This is a genomic window from Clostridium sp. UBA7503 (genome assembly GCF_002477055.1).
GTDB lineage: Bacteria > Bacillota > Clostridia > Clostridiales > Clostridiaceae > Clostridium_J > Clostridium_J sulfidigenes.
In genome coordinates this window covers 62,636-80,331 of sequence record NZ_DLNT01000013.1, presented here as the reverse complement: position 1 = coordinate 80,331, position 17,696 = coordinate 62,636, and the positions used below count along the sequence as shown (strand labels likewise).

General features: G+C 31.3%; 13 protein-coding genes and 1 tRNA gene. 12 read left to right on the top strand and 2 right to left on the bottom strand.

From position 1 onward, the window contains the following. Positions 1-18 precede the first annotated feature (18 nt). Positions 19-1,314, bottom strand: a complete 1,296-nt coding sequence (locus B3630_RS03145) for a D-alanyl-D-alanine carboxypeptidase family protein (RefSeq protein ID WP_346895447.1) — start codon at positions 1,312-1,314, stop codon at positions 19-21. A 143-nt stretch (positions 1,315-1,457) separates the two neighbouring features. Here B3630_RS03145 and B3630_RS03140 point away from each other — a divergent pair, with 143 nt between their 5' ends. From B3630_RS03140 to holA, 8 genes are all read left to right on the top strand, one after another. Then, on the top strand, positions 1,458-2,129 hold the full coding sequence (locus tag B3630_RS03140) for a helix-hairpin-helix domain-containing protein (RefSeq protein WP_346895445.1): 672 nt from the start codon (positions 1,458-1,460) through the stop codon (positions 2,127-2,129). 108 nt (positions 2,130-2,237) lie between these two features. Then, the gene (gene selD / locus B3630_RS03135) at positions 2,238-3,266 is read left to right on the top strand and encodes a selenide, water dikinase SelD (protein ID WP_346895443.1); all 1,029 of its coding nucleotides are present in this window, start codon (positions 2,238-2,240) and stop codon (positions 3,264-3,266) included. 49 nt (positions 3,267-3,315) lie between these two features. After that, a complete protein-coding gene (selA, locus tag B3630_RS03130) occupies positions 3,316-4,698 on the top strand; it encodes an L-seryl-tRNA(Sec) selenium transferase (protein WP_346895441.1) in 1,383 nt (460 codons plus the stop codon). A 76-nt stretch (positions 4,699-4,774) separates the two neighbouring features. Continuing rightward, the gene (gene selB / locus B3630_RS03125) at positions 4,775-6,682 is read left to right on the top strand and encodes a selenocysteine-specific translation elongation factor (protein ID WP_346895439.1); all 1,908 of its coding nucleotides are present in this window, start codon (positions 4,775-4,777) and stop codon (positions 6,680-6,682) included. Positions 6,683-6,766: 84 nt separating this feature from the next. Beyond that, positions 6,767-6,863, top strand: a tRNA-Sec gene (locus tag B3630_RS03120). A gap of 289 nt (positions 6,864-7,152) precedes the next feature. Beyond that, positions 7,153-9,432, top strand: a complete 2,280-nt coding sequence (locus tag B3630_RS03115) for a bifunctional diguanylate cyclase/phosphodiesterase (RefSeq protein WP_346895437.1) — start codon at positions 7,153-7,155, stop codon at positions 9,430-9,432. A gap of 49 nt (positions 9,433-9,481) precedes the next feature. Continuing rightward, on the top strand, positions 9,482-11,266 hold the full coding sequence (locus tag B3630_RS03110) for a ComEC/Rec2 family competence protein (RefSeq protein WP_346895435.1): 1,785 nt from the start codon (positions 9,482-9,484) through the stop codon (positions 11,264-11,266). 58 nt (positions 11,267-11,324) lie between these two features. After that, entirely contained in the window at positions 11,325-12,335 is a 1,011-nt protein-coding gene (gene holA, locus B3630_RS03105) for a DNA polymerase III subunit delta (protein ID WP_346895433.1), read from the top strand. A 61-nt stretch (positions 12,336-12,396) separates the two neighbouring features. Here the strand turns inward: holA and rpsT are convergent, their stop codons facing one another. Continuing rightward, entirely contained in the window at positions 12,397-12,663 is a 267-nt protein-coding gene (gene rpsT, locus B3630_RS03100) for a 30S ribosomal protein S20 (protein ID WP_150844380.1), read from the bottom strand. A gap of 229 nt (positions 12,664-12,892) precedes the next feature. On the opposite strand from rpsT, the gene gpr reads away from it, so the two are divergent. The 4 genes from gpr to lepA all read left to right on the top strand — a co-directional run bounded on the left by gpr (position 12,893) and on the right by lepA (position 17,598). Beyond that, entirely contained in the window at positions 12,893-13,906 is a 1,014-nt protein-coding gene (gene gpr, locus B3630_RS03095; protein ID WP_346895431.1) for a GPR endopeptidase, read from the top strand. A gap of 83 nt (positions 13,907-13,989) precedes the next feature. Next, the gene (locus B3630_RS03090) at positions 13,990-15,018 is read left to right on the top strand and encodes a stage II sporulation protein P (protein WP_346895429.1); all 1,029 of its coding nucleotides are present in this window, start codon (positions 13,990-13,992) and stop codon (positions 15,016-15,018) included. A gap of 225 nt (positions 15,019-15,243) precedes the next feature. Continuing rightward, positions 15,244-15,528 carry a hypothetical protein gene (locus B3630_RS03085; protein WP_346895427.1) on the top strand — a complete coding sequence of 95 codons (285 nt, stop codon included), beginning with the start codon at positions 15,244-15,246 and terminating at the stop codon, positions 15,526-15,528. A 264-nt stretch (positions 15,529-15,792) separates the two neighbouring features. Further along, the gene (gene lepA / locus B3630_RS03080) at positions 15,793-17,598 is read left to right on the top strand and encodes a translation elongation factor 4 (RefSeq protein ID WP_346895425.1); all 1,806 of its coding nucleotides are present in this window, start codon (positions 15,793-15,795) and stop codon (positions 17,596-17,598) included. The last annotated feature ends 98 nt before the right edge of the window (positions 17,599-17,696 follow it).

Sequence of the window (17,696 nt, the reverse complement as noted above, 5' to 3'; positions counted from 1 at the left end):
CATTTATATTTTGATAAATTAATATTTATTTCTGTATGAATTATACGAAGAGAAAAGTTTTTTTCGTTTTTTGGCTAATTTTCTTTTCTTAATAATATATATAATAGCTAATATTAGAAGAATAATTCCTAAAACTACTCCACCTATAATCATAAATAGATTTTTATAGCTTATAGTGTTATCCTCTGTAGTAACTAGATTACCAACTACAGGAAGCACTTCTTCTTCGTAATCCTTACCACTTAAAACCTCACTACTATAGCTTTGACTATTATAATTAACTGCAACAGTAGTAATAGGCTCACCCTTATTAAAAAATTTATTACTAAGCGTATCCTTATTAATTACTATGGATGGCTTTTCTTTAGAACTGTTATCCTTGGTATATAGTATGTCTTTATCAGCCAATAAGGGAATAATTGAACCATTAGTAGTTTCGTAGGTACCTATTTCTTCACCTTTTGAAAAAGCTTTTTCAGTGGAAAAGTTTTTAAAGGCCCAATCAAAAAGTTTAGGAGTTTCATCATAATAGGCTTTATTTTCATCAAATAATATTGCTATTATAAACTTGTCATCCCCTTTACAAGCAGAAGCTACAAAAGAATGGCGGGATTCATCAGTATAGCCTGTTTTGCCAGCAATGGCATCTGGATAATAGCATTCATAAGCATCATGAAGTAGTCTATTATCATTCCAAAGAGGTCTTTTTTCTTTAAAAATATTTGTAGGCTGTAAGAAAGTGGATTTAGTTTTAGATATTTCAATATATTTTTCGTGATTCAATAATTCTTTTTCCATAAGAGCTAAATCATAAGCTGTAGTTCTATGTTTATCATCATAAAGTCCATGAGGATTTACAAAGTTGGTATTTTTACAACCCAGTTCCTTTGCTCGTTGATTCATTAATACAGCAAACTCTTCAATGGAGCCAGATATATGCTCTGCTAGAGCAGCAGCACAATCATTTGCGGAAACCATTATTACTGAATATAACATTTCTTCTACAGTCATCTTTTCTCCCACATCTACATAGATTTTTGAACCCTCAATGGTAGGAGGAAATTCGCCTACAGTTACAACTTCATCTAAATCACAATTTTCTAGAGTTAGAAGTACTGTCATTAGTTTTGTTGTAGATGCTGGTGGATAAGGTTTATTTTCATTTTTACCATAGACCACTGCCCCAGTATTAGCATCCATAACTACCACGCTTTTACCAGTTATTGAAGGTGGGTCTGAGTATGCATATGCATTACCATAACTTAATAGGGTTATAGCAAAAAATGATAATATGATAAATAATAGTTTTTTCATAGAAATCTCCTTACTATACATATTTAATTTTTATCTAGTAACTTTTTTAACACATAATACATTATTATATCAAAAAAAAGTTGGAAGTACGATAATAATTTATAAATAATATGGATAAGATGTTAATTAAGAGGTGTATTAAAGTGAAATTAAAAGAAAAAATAGTAGGAGCATTATCCATATTAATACTTAGCATTATATTTTTGGTAGCAGGATACATAATTAATAATAATAAAAAAGAAGAATATAAAGAGGTATTCCTTGATGAACAACAATATTTTCAGGGCCAAAATTCAAAAGGTGATGGAGAAAATGAAAATATTGAGAATAAAGATAGTGAAAATCAAGAAAAAATAAGTGATAGTAAAATAGTTGTAGATATAAAGGGTGCAGTGAAAGAGCCTAAAGAATATGAATTAAAAGCAGGTTCTAGAGTAAGAGACCTAATTGAAATTGCAGGGGGACTGACGCCAGAAGCAGATGAGGAAAAGATATATTTTTCTAAAATACTAGAGGATGAACAATGTATTAAAATATATAAAATAGGAGAAGAAGTATTAGATTCAGAAATTGAAGTTGAAGGACAGCAGGAAAAGAGTACAGAAGCTGTAGATTCAAAAGGAAAAATAAATATAAATAAAGCAACGGTGGATGAGCTTATGACCATTCCAGGTATTGGTCAAGTAAAAGCTCAGAGTATAGTAGATTACAGAAATAAAAATGGAAAATTTAACTCCGTAGATGAATTAACAAACATAACGGGGATAGGAGTAAAAACCTTAGAGAAATTGAGAGATAAGGTAGACATAAAATGAGTATTAGTATAGAATTATTAAAGAATTAGTATGATTTTTAATACTAAATAGAATTTAATTTAATAAAAAATAAAGTTTGTTTTTATCATAAAATAAGGAGGTAAAACCATGTCAAAAAGATTAACAGAACTTTCAAAGACATCTGGATGAGCAGCTAAAATAGGGCCGGAGACCCTTTCAAAAATACTAGGTAAGTTACCTAAAATGTCAAATGAAAACCTATTAGTAGGAATAGAAACTTCTGATGATGCAGCAGTTTACAGGCTAACAGAGGATATAGCAGCTATTCAAACCTTAGATTTTTTTACTCCAGTTGTAGATGATCCTTATACCTTTGGAGCCATAGCAGCTGCAAATTCTCTAAGTGATGTTTATGCCATGGGAGGAAAGCCTACAGTAGCCATGAATATAGTTTGCTTTCCTAATTGCCTTAATATAGATATATTAGGAGAAATTTTAAAAGGTGGCGCTGATAAAGTCATAGAAGCAGGTGCCGTAGTGATTGGTGGACATACTGTTGAAGATGATGAACCTAAGTATGGATTATCTGTTATGGGAATAGTACATCCTGAAAAAGTCCTTAAAAACCATGGTTGTAAGGTGGGAGACGTACTTATATTAACAAAGCCTATAGGTACAGGAATTGTTAATACAGCTATAAAGGCAGAAATTGCATCCAAGGAAGCATATGATGAAGCTGTAAAGGTTATGAGTACTTTAAATAAATATGCAGGTGAAATTATAGTAGATTACAACATAAATGCATGCACAGATGTTACTGGATTTGGGATAATGGGTCATGGATATGAGATGGCATCAGCTTCTGATATCACTATAAAGTTATTTAAAGATAAAATTCCAGTGATTAAAGGTGCTAGGGAATATGCTGAGATGGGTTTAGTGCCTGCAGGAACCTATAACAATAAAGGATATTTAGATGGCAAGTATAAATTAGAGGATATTCCGGAATGGCTAGAGGATGCTTTATTTGATCCGCAAACCTCAGGAGGCTTATTAATATCTACTCCTCAAGATCAAGTTCAGTCTATGATGGAAAGATTAATGAAGTTAGATATAAAACCTGCCATTATTGGTGAAGTAATTGAAAAGGGTGAAGTACCTCTAGTTGTAGAATAGATAGTCATCCATAAGTTGTATCTTATTAAAAATGCATGGGAGAAGTAAAATGAATAAGGAATTATTAAGAAAATTACCTAAGATAGATGAACTGTTAAAACTTCAATCAGTAAATAAGTTAATAGAAGAAAATTCTAGAACCATAGTTTTAGAATCCTTAAGGGAAGCTATAGAATTTTATAGAAATGGTATATTAAAAGGAAACATAGATAGTTTAAATACAGAGGAAGTACTAGATTTTGCAGTTCATATCCTAGAAAATAAAAATAAAATGCACCTAGAAAGGGTGATAAATGCCACAGGAACTGTTATACATACTAATTTAGGTCGTTCACTTTTAGGAAAAAAGGCTATAGAAAATGTGATAACAGTGGCAGGTAGCTATAATAATTTAGAATATGACATAGAAAGTGGAAAGAGAGGTTCTAGATATTCTCACATAGAAGAAATTATTAAAAAGGTTACTGGAGCAGAAGCTGCCATGGTAGTAAATAATAATGCTGCGGCTATAATGTTAGTTCTAGATACCTTAGCAAAGGAAAAGGAAGTTATAGTTTCTAGAGGAGAACTAGTAGAAATAGGTGGCTCCTTTAGAATACCAGAAGTTATGAAGTTTAGTGGAGCTAAGCTAGTAGAAATAGGAACTACAAATAGAACTCATCTATATGATTATGAAAATAATATAAGAGAAAATACGGGAGTATTTTTAAAGGTTCATACCTCTAACTTTAAAGTTTTAGGCTTTACAGAAGGAGTGTCATTAGAGCAGCTTGTAGAACTGGGAGAAAAGCATGAAATCCCAGTGGTAGAAGATATAGGTAGTGGAGTTCTTATAGACTTTGGTAAATATGGTTTTACTTATGAACCTACCGTCCAGGATAGCATAAAAAAAGGTATTGATGTAGTAACCTTTAGTGGAGATAAGATGCTAGGTGGTCCACAGGCAGGAATCATTGTTGGGAAAAAGAAATATATAGATAGAATGAAAAAGAATCAATTAACTAGGGCCCTAAGAGTTGACAAAATGACTTTAGCAGCGTTAGAAGGTACCTTAAAATATTATATAGATGAAAAAGAAGCTATAGATAATATTCCATCTTTAAATATGATTTTGATGCCTAAGGAAGAAGTTAAGAAAAAATGTATACTTCTAAAGAGGAAGTTGCAAAGTAAGACTCAAGACTTTAAATTTTATATAGACAAGGGTGAATCCATGGTAGGTGGAGGGTCCATGCCTACAGAAAAAATTGAAACCTATGTAGTTAAAGTAACCAGTGATAAATTTTCTCCAGAGGATATGGAGAGAAAACTTAGATTAGGAGAAACTCCACTAATAGCTAGGGTTTATAATGATGAGCTAGTTTTAGATGGAAGAACCTTATTTAAAGAAGATTTTGATGAAATAGTACAATGTTTTAAGGCTATAGAGTAGATTAGACCAAACAGGTGGGTTACTACCTATCTGCTCTATTAGAAAACAGATGCTTTGAAAGGATGAAGTAAAATAGATGAAGCATATAATTATAGGTACTGCTGGACATATTGACCATGGTAAAACTACCCTAATCAAGGCTCTTACAGGAAGGGAAACAGATACTCTACAAGAAGAAAAAAATAGAGGGATATCTATAAATTTAGGATTTACCTATTTTGACTTACCTTCAGGGAGAAGAGCAGGAATAATTGATGTACCAGGTCATGAAAAATTCATTAAAAATATGTTAGCAGGAATAAGTAGTATAGACGTGGTGTTACTTGTAATAGCTGCTGATGAAGGAATAATGCCGCAAACTAAGGAACACTTTGAAATATTAAAACTTTTAAATATAAAAAAAGGTATAGTAGTATTAACCAAGTCAGATTTAGTAGAAGTTGATTGGTTAGATATGATAAAGGAAGACATAAAGGAAGAGTTTAAGGATACTTTTTTAGAGGATGCACCTATTCATGCAGTATCCTCTAAGACTAAAATGGGTTTTGAAGAATTAATTGTGGATATAGATAAATTAACTGAAGAAGTAGAAGCAAAGGATACAGAAGGTCATTTTAGATTACCAGTAGATAGATGCTTTAGTATAAGTGGTTTTGGTACAGTGGTAACTGGAACTATAATAAGTGGAAAGGTATCCCTAGGTGATACCGTGGAGATATATCCCGGTAAGGTTAAGGCCAAGGTTAGAGGAGTAAGAGTCCATGATGTGCCTTCAGAACTTGGAGAAGCAGGACAGCGTTGTGCCATAAACCTTGCCAATATTAAGGTTTCAGAGGTACAAAGAGGTAATGTGGTAGCTAAGGAAGATATTATGGAACCTTCTTTAATTATAGATTGTAAGTTGTACCATATAAAAACCGCTGAAAAATCTATAATAAATAGACAAAGGGCAAGGCTATATCATGGCACAGAAGAAATAATCTGTAGAATTATACCTTTAGATAAAGAAGAAATTAAACCAGGTCAGTGGGCTTATGTTCAGCTTAGACTAGAAAAGCCTATTACAGCTCAAAGAAATGACCGCTATATCATAAGAAGCTATTCTCCTATGAATACCATAGCAGGAGGTATAATAATAGAGCCTAATGCTAAAAAATCTAAGAAGGTTACTGCTGAGTATTTAGAAGAACTAAAACTAAAAGAAAGTGGTAAATCTACTAATATTTTAGAAAATACAGTAAAAAATCTAAGTGATACCTATCCAGATTCTTTAACTATATTAAAGAGTCTTGGGAAAAATATGGATAACATAGAAGAGGAATTAAAAGTTTTAGAAGATCAAGAGATCATAATAAGACTAGGTGGACAGGATAATAATATATTCATCCATAAAGATTTCTTAAAGGATAAAACTAAAGAATTAAAGTCACTGATAGAAGATTTCCATAAAAAGAATCCATTAAAATTTGGAATGTCTAAAGAAGAAGCTAAAAATAAAATATTTACTAAGAAATTAAAACAAAAGAATTATGATGAGATATTAAACATGTTAGTAGAAAAGAAAACAGTAAAAGTTAGTGAAAAATTTATAGCTTTATATGATTTTAATGTAACCTTGAATAAAGAACAAGAAAGAATGAAAAACTTTATAATAAATGAATATAAAAAGTTAAAGTTTACCCCTCCTAAATATGTAGATTTAGCTCAAGGGGAAAAAGATAGAGTAGGATTTAAGATGGTATATGAACTTCTACTAGATAAGGAAATTTTAATTAAATTAAATGAAGACTGTACTCTTCTTAAGGAAGATTATGAAGACGCTAAGAATAAGGTAAGAAATTATATCCTTGAAAATGGCTCTATATCAGCAGCTATAGCTAAAGAAATTTTTGAAAGTAACAGAAAATATACCATTGCTATCCTAGAACATCTGGATAGTATAAAATTCACTAAACGTGTAGAAAATGATAGAGTAATGTATTAATAGTGAAAAAATCAAGTATTGATGATTTTAATACTTGATTTTTTATCTATTACATCTTATAATACCAAGTGTAGGAAGTAATATGGGAGTAGATAGGTGCTGGTGTGCCTGCCGGTCTTCAAAACCGAGTTGCCGTGCTAAGACCACGACGGGTGAGTTCGATTCTCACATATTCCCGCCAAAAAAACAATGGGCTAGCCCATTGTTTTTCATTTTTTGAATTACGTCATTTTACTGGAATGGGGTCAGACCCCTTCCCATTTTATGGGAGGGGGTCTGACCCCGTTACTTTTTTTGGAATAATCCTTGAACCCGCATGAACACAGCAAATAGTTAACTATACAAATATTTCTATATTTACATACTAAAAAAAGAATAATAGATATTACATTTAAGAATAGAAAGCTTATATTCTGTATGGGAAATAAGTTATATATTATATTTCTACGATTGTAAAGGAGAAATGGATTATGAAGAAAGTTTTGACAGTGGTATTAATAGCAATTTTATATTTATCCTATTTCGGAGCAACCGTTGTAAAATCAAATTTTTTTGGAAACATTTTATCTCCCATTGTAACTTTTATAACAGCTTATTATGTTTTTAAAGGTTTTTATATGGAGGAGAAAAATAAGACATTAAAAGCTTCAGGATTATTTTTGGCTCTAGGTATTTTTAACTGGGCTGTCTTTGATGTTATGTGGGCAGTTGAAGCTATGATTCTGAAAATTAATCCAGAACAAGTTAGTATTATATCTAATGGGTATTCATTGACTAATTTACTGTTGCTATGTTCCTTAATTATAGGTGGATATCATCAATTTAAAAAATGGAATGCAACCCAGGTTTTAATAGATACTGTTGCAATAACAATCTGTACTATGACTTTAGTTTGGGTTATATTTTTTAATACTGATATGCAAAATGCAATACTTATGAAAAGTGATTGGATTTTTATGATTTGTGTATTTGTAGACTGTTTAATATTTATATGGGTTGCTAGTTGGTTCTTGTCTATAAGAAAAGGGAAAATACATTTATATTTAATGGTTACAGCTGGTTCATATATACTTTACATAGTTTTTGATATTATTTTTTATTATAAATATTTTTACAGTCTATATGAGCCAAATTCATTATTAGATGCTGCATATGCAATTGCTTTTGGAGTGGCAGCTATAGGGTCAATTATTAAAATTAAAACTCAACATAAGATAGAACCTACTGAATTCATGAATAGTGGTAGAAATAAAAAGGGGTTTTTATTATTAAGTGCTCCAATAATTTTAATCCTATTTAAAGGGGTGCAGTTAGAATATTTATTATTTATGCTTATTGTTATTACCTTTTACTATATACATTCAAATCATGTCCAAACCAATATACTTAAAGAAGAATTATTAAAAAATGAAAAGCAATTAAACTTAAAGTTGGAAAGTAAGATTCAGGAAAGAACAAAAGAGTTAAATGATTTGATAAATAAAGATGTAGTTACAGGATTACATAGTAGGAGATATTTTCTTCAGCAGATAGATAATGATATTAATAATCTGAAGAAAGATGAAAATATTATTCTTTTTTACATTGATTTAAATAAATATAAGATGCTAAAAACCATGTTTGGTAATTATATTGGAGAAAAAGTATTAGTGGAAATAGGAAAGAGACTTAAAGGGTATGTCTATAGAGCAGAAGATATTTTAGCTTCCTTTGGTGAAGATGTTTTTGTTTTTGCTAAGGAAGGTTCCTATACCTACGGAGATGGACTAGAAATGGCTAAAAATATTATACATGCCTGTAGTGACATATATACCATTGAAGAGTATGATATACGAGTTACTCTAAATATAGGAATATCTATATATCCCCTTGATGCAAAAAATAGAGATGAATTGATAAAACATGCAGATATAGCCATGCTACAAGCTAGGTTATTAGGGTTTAATAGGGCAACGGTCTTTGCTAAAAAGCTAGGAGAATTAGCATTTGCTAAAAATAAAATTGAAATTATGCTTAAAAAAGCTGACTTGAATGAAGAATTTCAGTTGTATTATCAACCACAAGTATCTATTGAAGATGAAAGAATTATAGGCTTTGAGGCACTTATACGATGGAAAAGAAATGATGGAACATTTATTTCACCTGGTGAGTTTATTCCAATTGCAGAGGAAATAGGATTTATAATTCCCATAGGATATTGGGTTATGGAAAATGCCATGGCACAGTTATCCCAGTGGAAGAAAAAAACTAAAAAACACCTTAGAATGGCAATTAATGTTTCTGTAAGACAGTTAAAGGATAATAGTTTCATTATAAAATTAAAAGAAATCATGGAAAGATATCATATTACACCTGAAGAAGTAGAAATTGAAATTACGGAGACCTTAGAATTGGAAGAAGATATAAAAGTTAAAGATACATTGTTAAAGATTAATGCAATGGGTATTTCAATAGCTGTTGATGACTTTGGAACTGGATATTCTTCTTTATATTATTTAAAGCAGTTACCGGTGGATAGGATAAAAATAGCCAAACCTTTAGTAGATCTAATAGATAAGGATAATTATGATTATGCAATCGTTAAGGCTGTAATTACCGTCGCTAAAGCCATAGGTGTTCCTGTAATAGCTGAAGGAGTTGAAAGAATGGAACAATTGGAATGTCTAAGAAAATTACAATGTGATGAGATTCAGGGATATTACTTTGCAAAGCCAATGCCAGCAGAAGAAATATATATAAATTGGTTATAAAACTGAATTACAATTTATTACTTTGGCAATGATAGTACAGGGTGATATTATGGATAAATCAATGGTTCAGATATGTTTGGCAGGGATTTTGGGATGTACTATATACTTTTTATATAGTTACATGGGAATTTTACCAGCGGTAGTTTTTATAGTAATTTATATACTTTTACTTAAAAAAGATTTTAAGAAACCCCTAGCTTTTATAGTTATGGGGTTTTCTGTGTTGTTTTTTATAAACTGCATTATATATTTTTATTCCATGGGCCTAGGGGAAAATATTAAGTGCAGAATTGTAGAGGAAGGGAAGGATTACTATATTGGTAGTCTTCAAAATAGAAGAATTAAAATTTTCCCTAAGAACAAAGAGATCCAATTGGGAAGGCAGTACATATTAAAAGGAGAGTTTCTTAGAAAGGTAGATTATAGTAAAGGAATTGTAGGAGAATATAACCTAATAGCTTCAAAGCCTTTAAAGGAAGATTTAATATACAAAGGATACTTGATAAAAAGTCATCTTTATAATAAGCTTTTAGCTGTTACGGATGAAGAAGGAGCTGCTATTATACTAGCAGTAAGTGGTGGCGATGATAGCTATATTGATTATGATAAAAAAGAAGAATTCAATGCTTTAGGTATATCTCATATAATAAGTGTATCAGGACTTCATGTATCACTTATTTATGTTGTACTTCAAAGTATAATTGGATATAAACTAGCTTTAATAGTTCTTTTCTTTTATGTTATATTTACTGGAGGAAAAAGCTCTACCTTTAGAGCCTTTATAATGATACTTTTGCTAGTATTAGGTCCTAAGGTAAAAAAGACCTATGATGGTATATCAGCCTTAGCCTTTGCAGCATTTTTACTTCTGTTAATAAAACCTTACTATATATTGGATATAGGCTATGTACTTAGCTTTTTAGCCGTATTAGGAATCTTCACTTTAAATAATAAAATTAAAAGGAAATTTTATAAGCTCCCCAATTTTATAGCCACCTCCCTTAGTTTAACCTTTAGTTCTATGATTTTTACTACACCCTATATAATAATGAGATTTAATGCTGTAAGTTTAGGTGGACTTATTTCTAATTTATTTTTGATTCCCTTTTACACCTTTCTATTAGTTTTAGGCAATCTTCTACTTCTATTTATTAAGGTTCCAACGGTGTTTAATCTTTTGTCTCTCATTACTAACTCAGTGCTACTTATAATTAGTACCATGGAGGATTTCTTGGTTAATCTTTTGCCCTTACCCTTAGAATTTACTTACATAGAAGGGGTTATGATTCTCATATTATACCTAAGTTATATCCTTATAAGAAGAGGGATGAAATCTTTAAGATACTTGCCTATATTACTATTTATTTTAACTATAAAGCAGCAATATATAATTTACCCGGAAATAAATTTTATAGGGGGTAAAAAGGCTGATATTGTAGAAATAAACTATGGTACCAGAAAAATAATGGTATGTAATCAAAAGGTGAAGTTGAAATATGTCTATGAAAATTATAAGGGGTTAGATAGAATCTATGATGAATTTGAAGAAGAGCTAACCGTAAAACTTTCAAAGCATTGCATTATAGATGTAGAAGATAAGGATGGGGTTCTCTCTTTAAAAATAAATCATAGGGGTAAAATTAGCAATATAATTATAGACAAGGAATATGAAAAAGAAACCACTCAATGCTGTTATAAAAGCAATTCTTCATCAACAAGTCCAAATTGTGATATAATAAAGATTAACAGAAAAAGAGAAGGAATTATTCTAGGACGCTATTATGAAAACTATAAACTCATAGGTGGAGAATTATATCATAATTATGTTCACTAGAATAAGTATTATGCTGAAATAAGTATTATACTAAATTAAAGAGTGGAGGAATTTTTTTTTGATAACCTTAGAACAACTTGAAAAATACATAAAAGAAAATAAACTAAAAAATTGTTATATACTTTGTGGTTCTGATGAAGGACTTATAAAGACAGCTATAAAAAAAATAAGAAATTTAAAGATAGATGAAAATTTTGCTGATTTTAACTATACAAGAATTTCTGGAGATAAGCTTGATGTAGATGCTTTAATAAATAATTGTGAAACTATACCTTTTATGAGTGAAAATAGAATGGTAGAAATTTTTAGAGCTAACTTTTTAAGAGATAAGGGAGAAGATATAGATAGCCTTAGAAACTATCTTAAGGATATTCCTCCTTATACATTTTTAATTATGTACTATGTCTTTGAAGATGATAGAGAAAAGCTTAGTAATAAGGTTAAGAAGCTTCAAAATGTATGTGAGGTTGTAAAAGTTGATAAACTAAAGGGGATGGGTCTTCAAAGTAAAGTAAAAGCCATCTTTGAAGAAAAGGGAAAGTCCATAGGAAAAAGTGAAGTTGGATACTTTTGCTCCATCATAGAAAATAACATGAACATAGTAGATAACGAGATAGAGAAGCTCATTTTATATACTGAAGGAAGGGAGATAACTAGAGAAGATATAATAAAGATGTGTCCCTATGAAAAGGAGAATGATATATTTAATTTAGTATCCTATCTTTCAGAAAGAAATATAAAGGCAGCTATAGATACTTTAAATCAATTGATATATAGGGGTGAAAAACCACCTAAAATTTTATCTATGATAGGGCGTCAATTTAAGCTTTTATTTGCCATAAGAATAAAGATTGGAAAAGGGATTAGAAAAGAAGACATAGTAAAGGAATATAACCTAAATCCATATATTGCAGATAAGATGATAATTCAAAGTAAAAAGTTTTCTCAGGAAGCTCTAAAGAAGAATATAGAAAATTGCATTGAAACGGAAAGTGAAATAAAAAGTAAATCTGTAGATCAAAAGAATGCCATTGAAATGCTTATGGTAAAGACCATGATGAATAAATAAAAAGGTTAAAATTTAATATATGCAAAAAAATAAATAACCGGTGAATACACCGGTTTATTTATTAAGCAGATAATCCATTTAACTTAGCTGCTAATCTAGATTTTTTCTTAGCTGCTTTATTCTTATGTATTATGCCTTTAGAAGCAGCCATATCAAGGGCTTTAACTACAGTTTTAAAGCTTTCTTGAGCAGCAGCAACGTCATTGCTAGCTAGAACAGCTTCAAATTTCTTTATAGTTGTCTTTAAAGAAGACTTTATCATAGTGTTTCTCATAGTCTTAACTTGAGTAACTTTGATTCTTTTTTTAGCTGACTTAATGTTTGCCATTATTAATTCACCCCCTTGTATTTTTATCAATCTCTCAGCGGCAGCTTTGGGGAAGTCTGCTTACGAGTTTCATATAACAAAAGCTATTATAACATTAAATTTTGCGTACTTCAAGTAGAATTTACCTTTAATATATTAGTATATGAAAGAAACTTTGGGAAAAGATAAATATACATACTAATGTATATAGGAATAATATGAAAAATACCATAAATGAGGTGTAATAATTATGATGAAGGTAAGCAAGTCTAAGGATAAGGAAGAAGTAGTTTACAGTGTAAGGACAGATTTAGCATTAGAAGCTAAAGAGATTTATAGCGAAAAAAATCCTGGAAAATTATCAGGAGTAAAATCAGAGGAATACATAGATAATAACGTTAGAGTTACTGCTGTAAAAATATTAGATGAAGAAGGAGCTAAAAACATAGGAAAACCTATTGGTGAATATATTACCTTAGAATTTCCAGAATTCGTATACTATGATGGTGAGAGAATAATAGATGTAAGTGAAGTTATGGCCAAGGAATTATCAAAGCTCATAAATTTAAATGAAGATATGGTAGCTTTAGTGGTAGGGTTAGGTAACTGGAATATCACCGCTGATGCCGTAGGACCAAAGGTAGTGTCAAAGATGATGATAAGTAGACACTTAAAAGAATATGTGCCGGATAGCATTGATGAGGGTGTAAGACCAGTGTGTGCTATATCCCCTGGTGTCTTAGGACTTACAGGTATGGAAACTAGCGAAATTATAAAGGGTATAGTAGACAAGATAAAACCTAGTGTAATAATTTGTATAGATGCTCTTGCTTCTAGGAAAACACAGAGGGTAAATAGAACTATACAGTTAGGTAATACAGGTATATCTCCAGGAGCAGGAGTTGGAAATAGAAGGTTAGAGCTTAGTGAGAAGACCTTAGGAGTTCCCGTAATAGCCATAGGAGTGCCTACAGTGGTAGATGCAGGAACTATAGCTAATGACACCATAGACTTAGTTTTAGAAAGCTTAATCAAGTCTTCAACTAAGGGAGGGGCATTTTATAGCATGCTTAAGGAAGTTGATAGAGATGAAAGACAAACATTAATTAGAGAAGTTTTAGATCCAGAATTAGGGGGCATGGTAGTAACTCCTAAAGATATTGATAAAGTCATAGATAGTGTATCTAAAATAATTGCCAATGGCATAAACATAGCCCTCCAACCAGCGTTAACATTAGATGATATAAATACCTATTTAAACTAAAGTAATAAAATTTATTACCCCCTCATATAAATTATTAGAGTAATTAATTATACCTATGTATAACTCAAACAGGGGGGGATACGGTGAATAACAAAAGTAAGACAAATGCTGGAAAGTATTGTTCTAGAGCTATCCTTGCTATAATAGCAGTAGTCATGGTAATATCTATAGGTTTATCTAGGTCAACTCAAGCCTTAGATGATGATAATTTAGAAAGTATCAATAGAACTAATTTTTTTATGAAGCTCATAGGGCAAAGTGTCAGTGCTTTAAAGCCAGCAGTAAATAAGGATGATACAAAATTTATAGGTAATTTTACCTTGAATCCTTTAGATATAGTTAGGAAGGAGATAAGCTTTTTAGACGAAGAAAATTTAAGGGATAAAACTGCTCTAGAAAATGTGAAGGAACATGCTAAGGTAGTACAAAAAATCACAATAAATCCCTTCGAACTAAAAGATACGGACATAAATAAATTTCAAGAAGGGGTAGATGTAGTTGGTGATCCCAAAGATAATTCTAAAAAGAAGATATTGATATATCATACTCACACTAATGAAGCTTATGCAGAAGGGAATAGTGGATTATCTACCACTGTAGCAGGAGTTGGGGATGCTCTTACTTCTGAACTAGAAAAATTAGGCTTTACAGTTGTCCATGACAAAACAATACATGATAAGGCTGATTATAATAGAGCTTATCATGCTTCTAGAGAAACCATAGGTAAAAATATAAGTAGTTATGGAGAGTTTGATTTGATAATAGATCTTCATAGAGATGGTGGTCCTAGAAAAGAAGATGTTACTGGAAATATAAACGGAGAGGATGTTGCAAAGCTTACTTTAGTAACAACTATGCAGGACCCTAAATATCCTAAACATATAGAAAATGTTAAATCCATAGTTGCTATAGCAAATAAGCTTTATCCTGGGTTGTATAGAGACAGGAGCATTATAGCCTATGACCATGGCGGTATTCTATTTTATAACCAAGATTTAAGTGATAATGCTATACTCATGGAGGTTGGAGCAGATACCAACAAATTACAAGAAGCTAAAAACTCAATGAAATATATGAGTATAGTTTTTGCACAACATTTAAATTCTAAGTAAGGCATCTGAAAATAAATANNTTAGACAAGGAAACAGGTTCCGCAGATAGTAGCACTATCTAAGGGCTTTGTTGACGCAGTATAACACAAAATATACGAGCATTCTGGCTTATTTATTTTTTGAAGATGACTAAGAAAGAATAAAAATATAAGAAAAAGTACATCATTAAATGTGAGGTACTTTTTTATTTTGAGAATCCATAATAGGCAAAGGAGAAAAGATAAGATGAATAGTAAGACACTAAGGACAGGAATATGCAAATTTTTAATAATAATTTCAGTAGGATTTATGATATATGGAATTTTAGTGGTAAATATGAATTTACCTCAGGTGGTGAGACAAAACTCTAGGTTTTATGTAAGCTCTAATGAGAGGAACTCAAAGATTAATATAAAGATAGGAGAATTTAATATAGTCCTTAATGGTAAGCCATTTAAGAATTTTGTTAAAGGTACTAAGGTTGTAGGAGATACTATTAAGGAGCTAATATTGCCATCCCATGAAACTTAAAAAGTTAACATTATAAAGTATATTGACAATGAACCTTTATTTTATGGTATAATTTATCCGATGACGACCTCTCTAATATTCCTATCTTCTTCAAAGCGGTAATAAAGAGCGGTTAACGTCCCTGGATAACGATTTCTAAGCTTCGAAGAAGCTAAGAACTCTGTTTACTTTGGTTTATTATCTAATTGAGTATAGTTGATAATTAGATTAAAAAGAGTGACTTTAATAAAGAGTTAATATAAATTTACGGGGGTATTTGAGTAGATGCAGACTAACAGACAAAAACACATAAGAAATTTTTCAATAGTAGCCCATATAGACCACGGCAAGTCTACTTTAGCAGATAGATTACTTGAAAAAACAGGTACTTTAACAGCTAGGGAAATGGAAGCCCAAGTACTAGATAATATGGAATTAGAAAGAGAAAGAGGAATTACAATCAAGGCTCAAGCAGCAAGACTTATACATAGAACAGAAGAGGGCGAAGAGTATATTTTAAATCTAATAGATACTCCAGGGCACGTAGACTTTAACTATGAGGTTTCAAGAAGTTTAGCAGCTTGTGAAGGAGCTGTATTAGTTGTGGATGCAACTCAAGGTATACAAGCACAGACCCTTGCAAACTGTTATTTAGCCCTAGATCATGATCTTGAAATTGCTCCAGTTATAAACAAAATAGATCTTCAAAGTGCAAGACCTGATGAGGTTAAGAAAGAAATTGAAGATGTTATTGGAATTCCAGCAGATGATGCACCATTAATATCTGCTAAAACAGGGTTAAATATAGAGGATGTAATTAAAACTGTTATCGATAAAGTGCCAGCACCAGAAGGGGATGAAGAAGCTCCTCTTAAGGCGTTAATCTTTGACTCTTACTACGACTCATATAAAGGTGTAGTAACCTATATCAGAATATTTGATGGGGTAGTGAAGCCAGGAACTAAAATCAAATTAATGAACACCAATAAAGTCTATGATGTAACTGAGGTAGGAGTATTTACTCCAGGTCCATTAAAGGTGGATGAACTTAGAGCTGGAGACGTTGGATATTTAAGTGCAGCTATTAGAAATGTAAAAGATGCTAGAGCTGGAGATACCATCACAGAAGCAGGAAGACCAGCATCTCAACCTTTAGAAGGATATAGACCAGCTATACCTATGGTATTTAGTGGTATATACCCTGTAGATGGAGCTAAATATGAAACCTTAAAGGAAGCTCTTGAAAAGCTACAGCTTAACGATGCGGCTTTATCTTTTGAACCAGAAACATCTATAGCTTTGGGTTTTGGATTTAGATGTGGATTTTTAGGATTGCTTCACATGGAGATAATTCAAGAGAGAATAGAGAGAGAGTTTAATCTAGATATAATTACCACTGCACCTTCTGTTGTTTACAAAGTAGCTAAAACTGATGGGGAAATTATAGAGATTACAAACCCAACTAACTTACCAGAGCCAAGTGAAATATCTTATATGGAAGAGCCAGAGGTTAAGGCTTCAATAATATCACCTTCAGACTATGTAGGAGCAATTATGGAGTTATGCCAAGAGAAGAGAGGAACCTTCATAGATATGCAGTATATCGAAGAAACTAGAGTTGTAATTAACTATGATATTCCACTTAATGAAATAGTCTATGATTTCTTTGATGCTTTAAAATCTAGAACAAGAGGATATGCATCCTTTGACTATGAACTTAAAGGATATAAGAGAACTCAACTTGTTAAGCTTGATATACTTCTTAATGGAGATGTAGTGGATGCACTATCTATGATAGTACCGGCAGATAGGGCTTACCACAGAGGAAGATCCATGGTAGAAAAGCTTAAGGAGATTATTCCAAGACAAATGTTTGAAATTCCAATTCAAGCAGCCATAGGAGCTAAAATAATAGCTAGAGAAACTGTAAAAGCTATGAGAAAAGACGTACTTGCTAAGTGTTATGGTGGAGATATCTCAAGAAAGAAGAAACTTCTTGAAAAACAAAAAGAAGGTAAGAAACGAATGAGACAAGTAGGAAGCGTTGAAGTTCCACAAGAAGCATTCATGGCAGTACTTAAAGTTGACTAGATAGTAGTACTTATAATTAATTAATTTATTAATGTTATGAAAAATTCTTCTCCATGCCAAGGTTAATCCCTAGGAAACTAAATTTCATTAAGAAATTT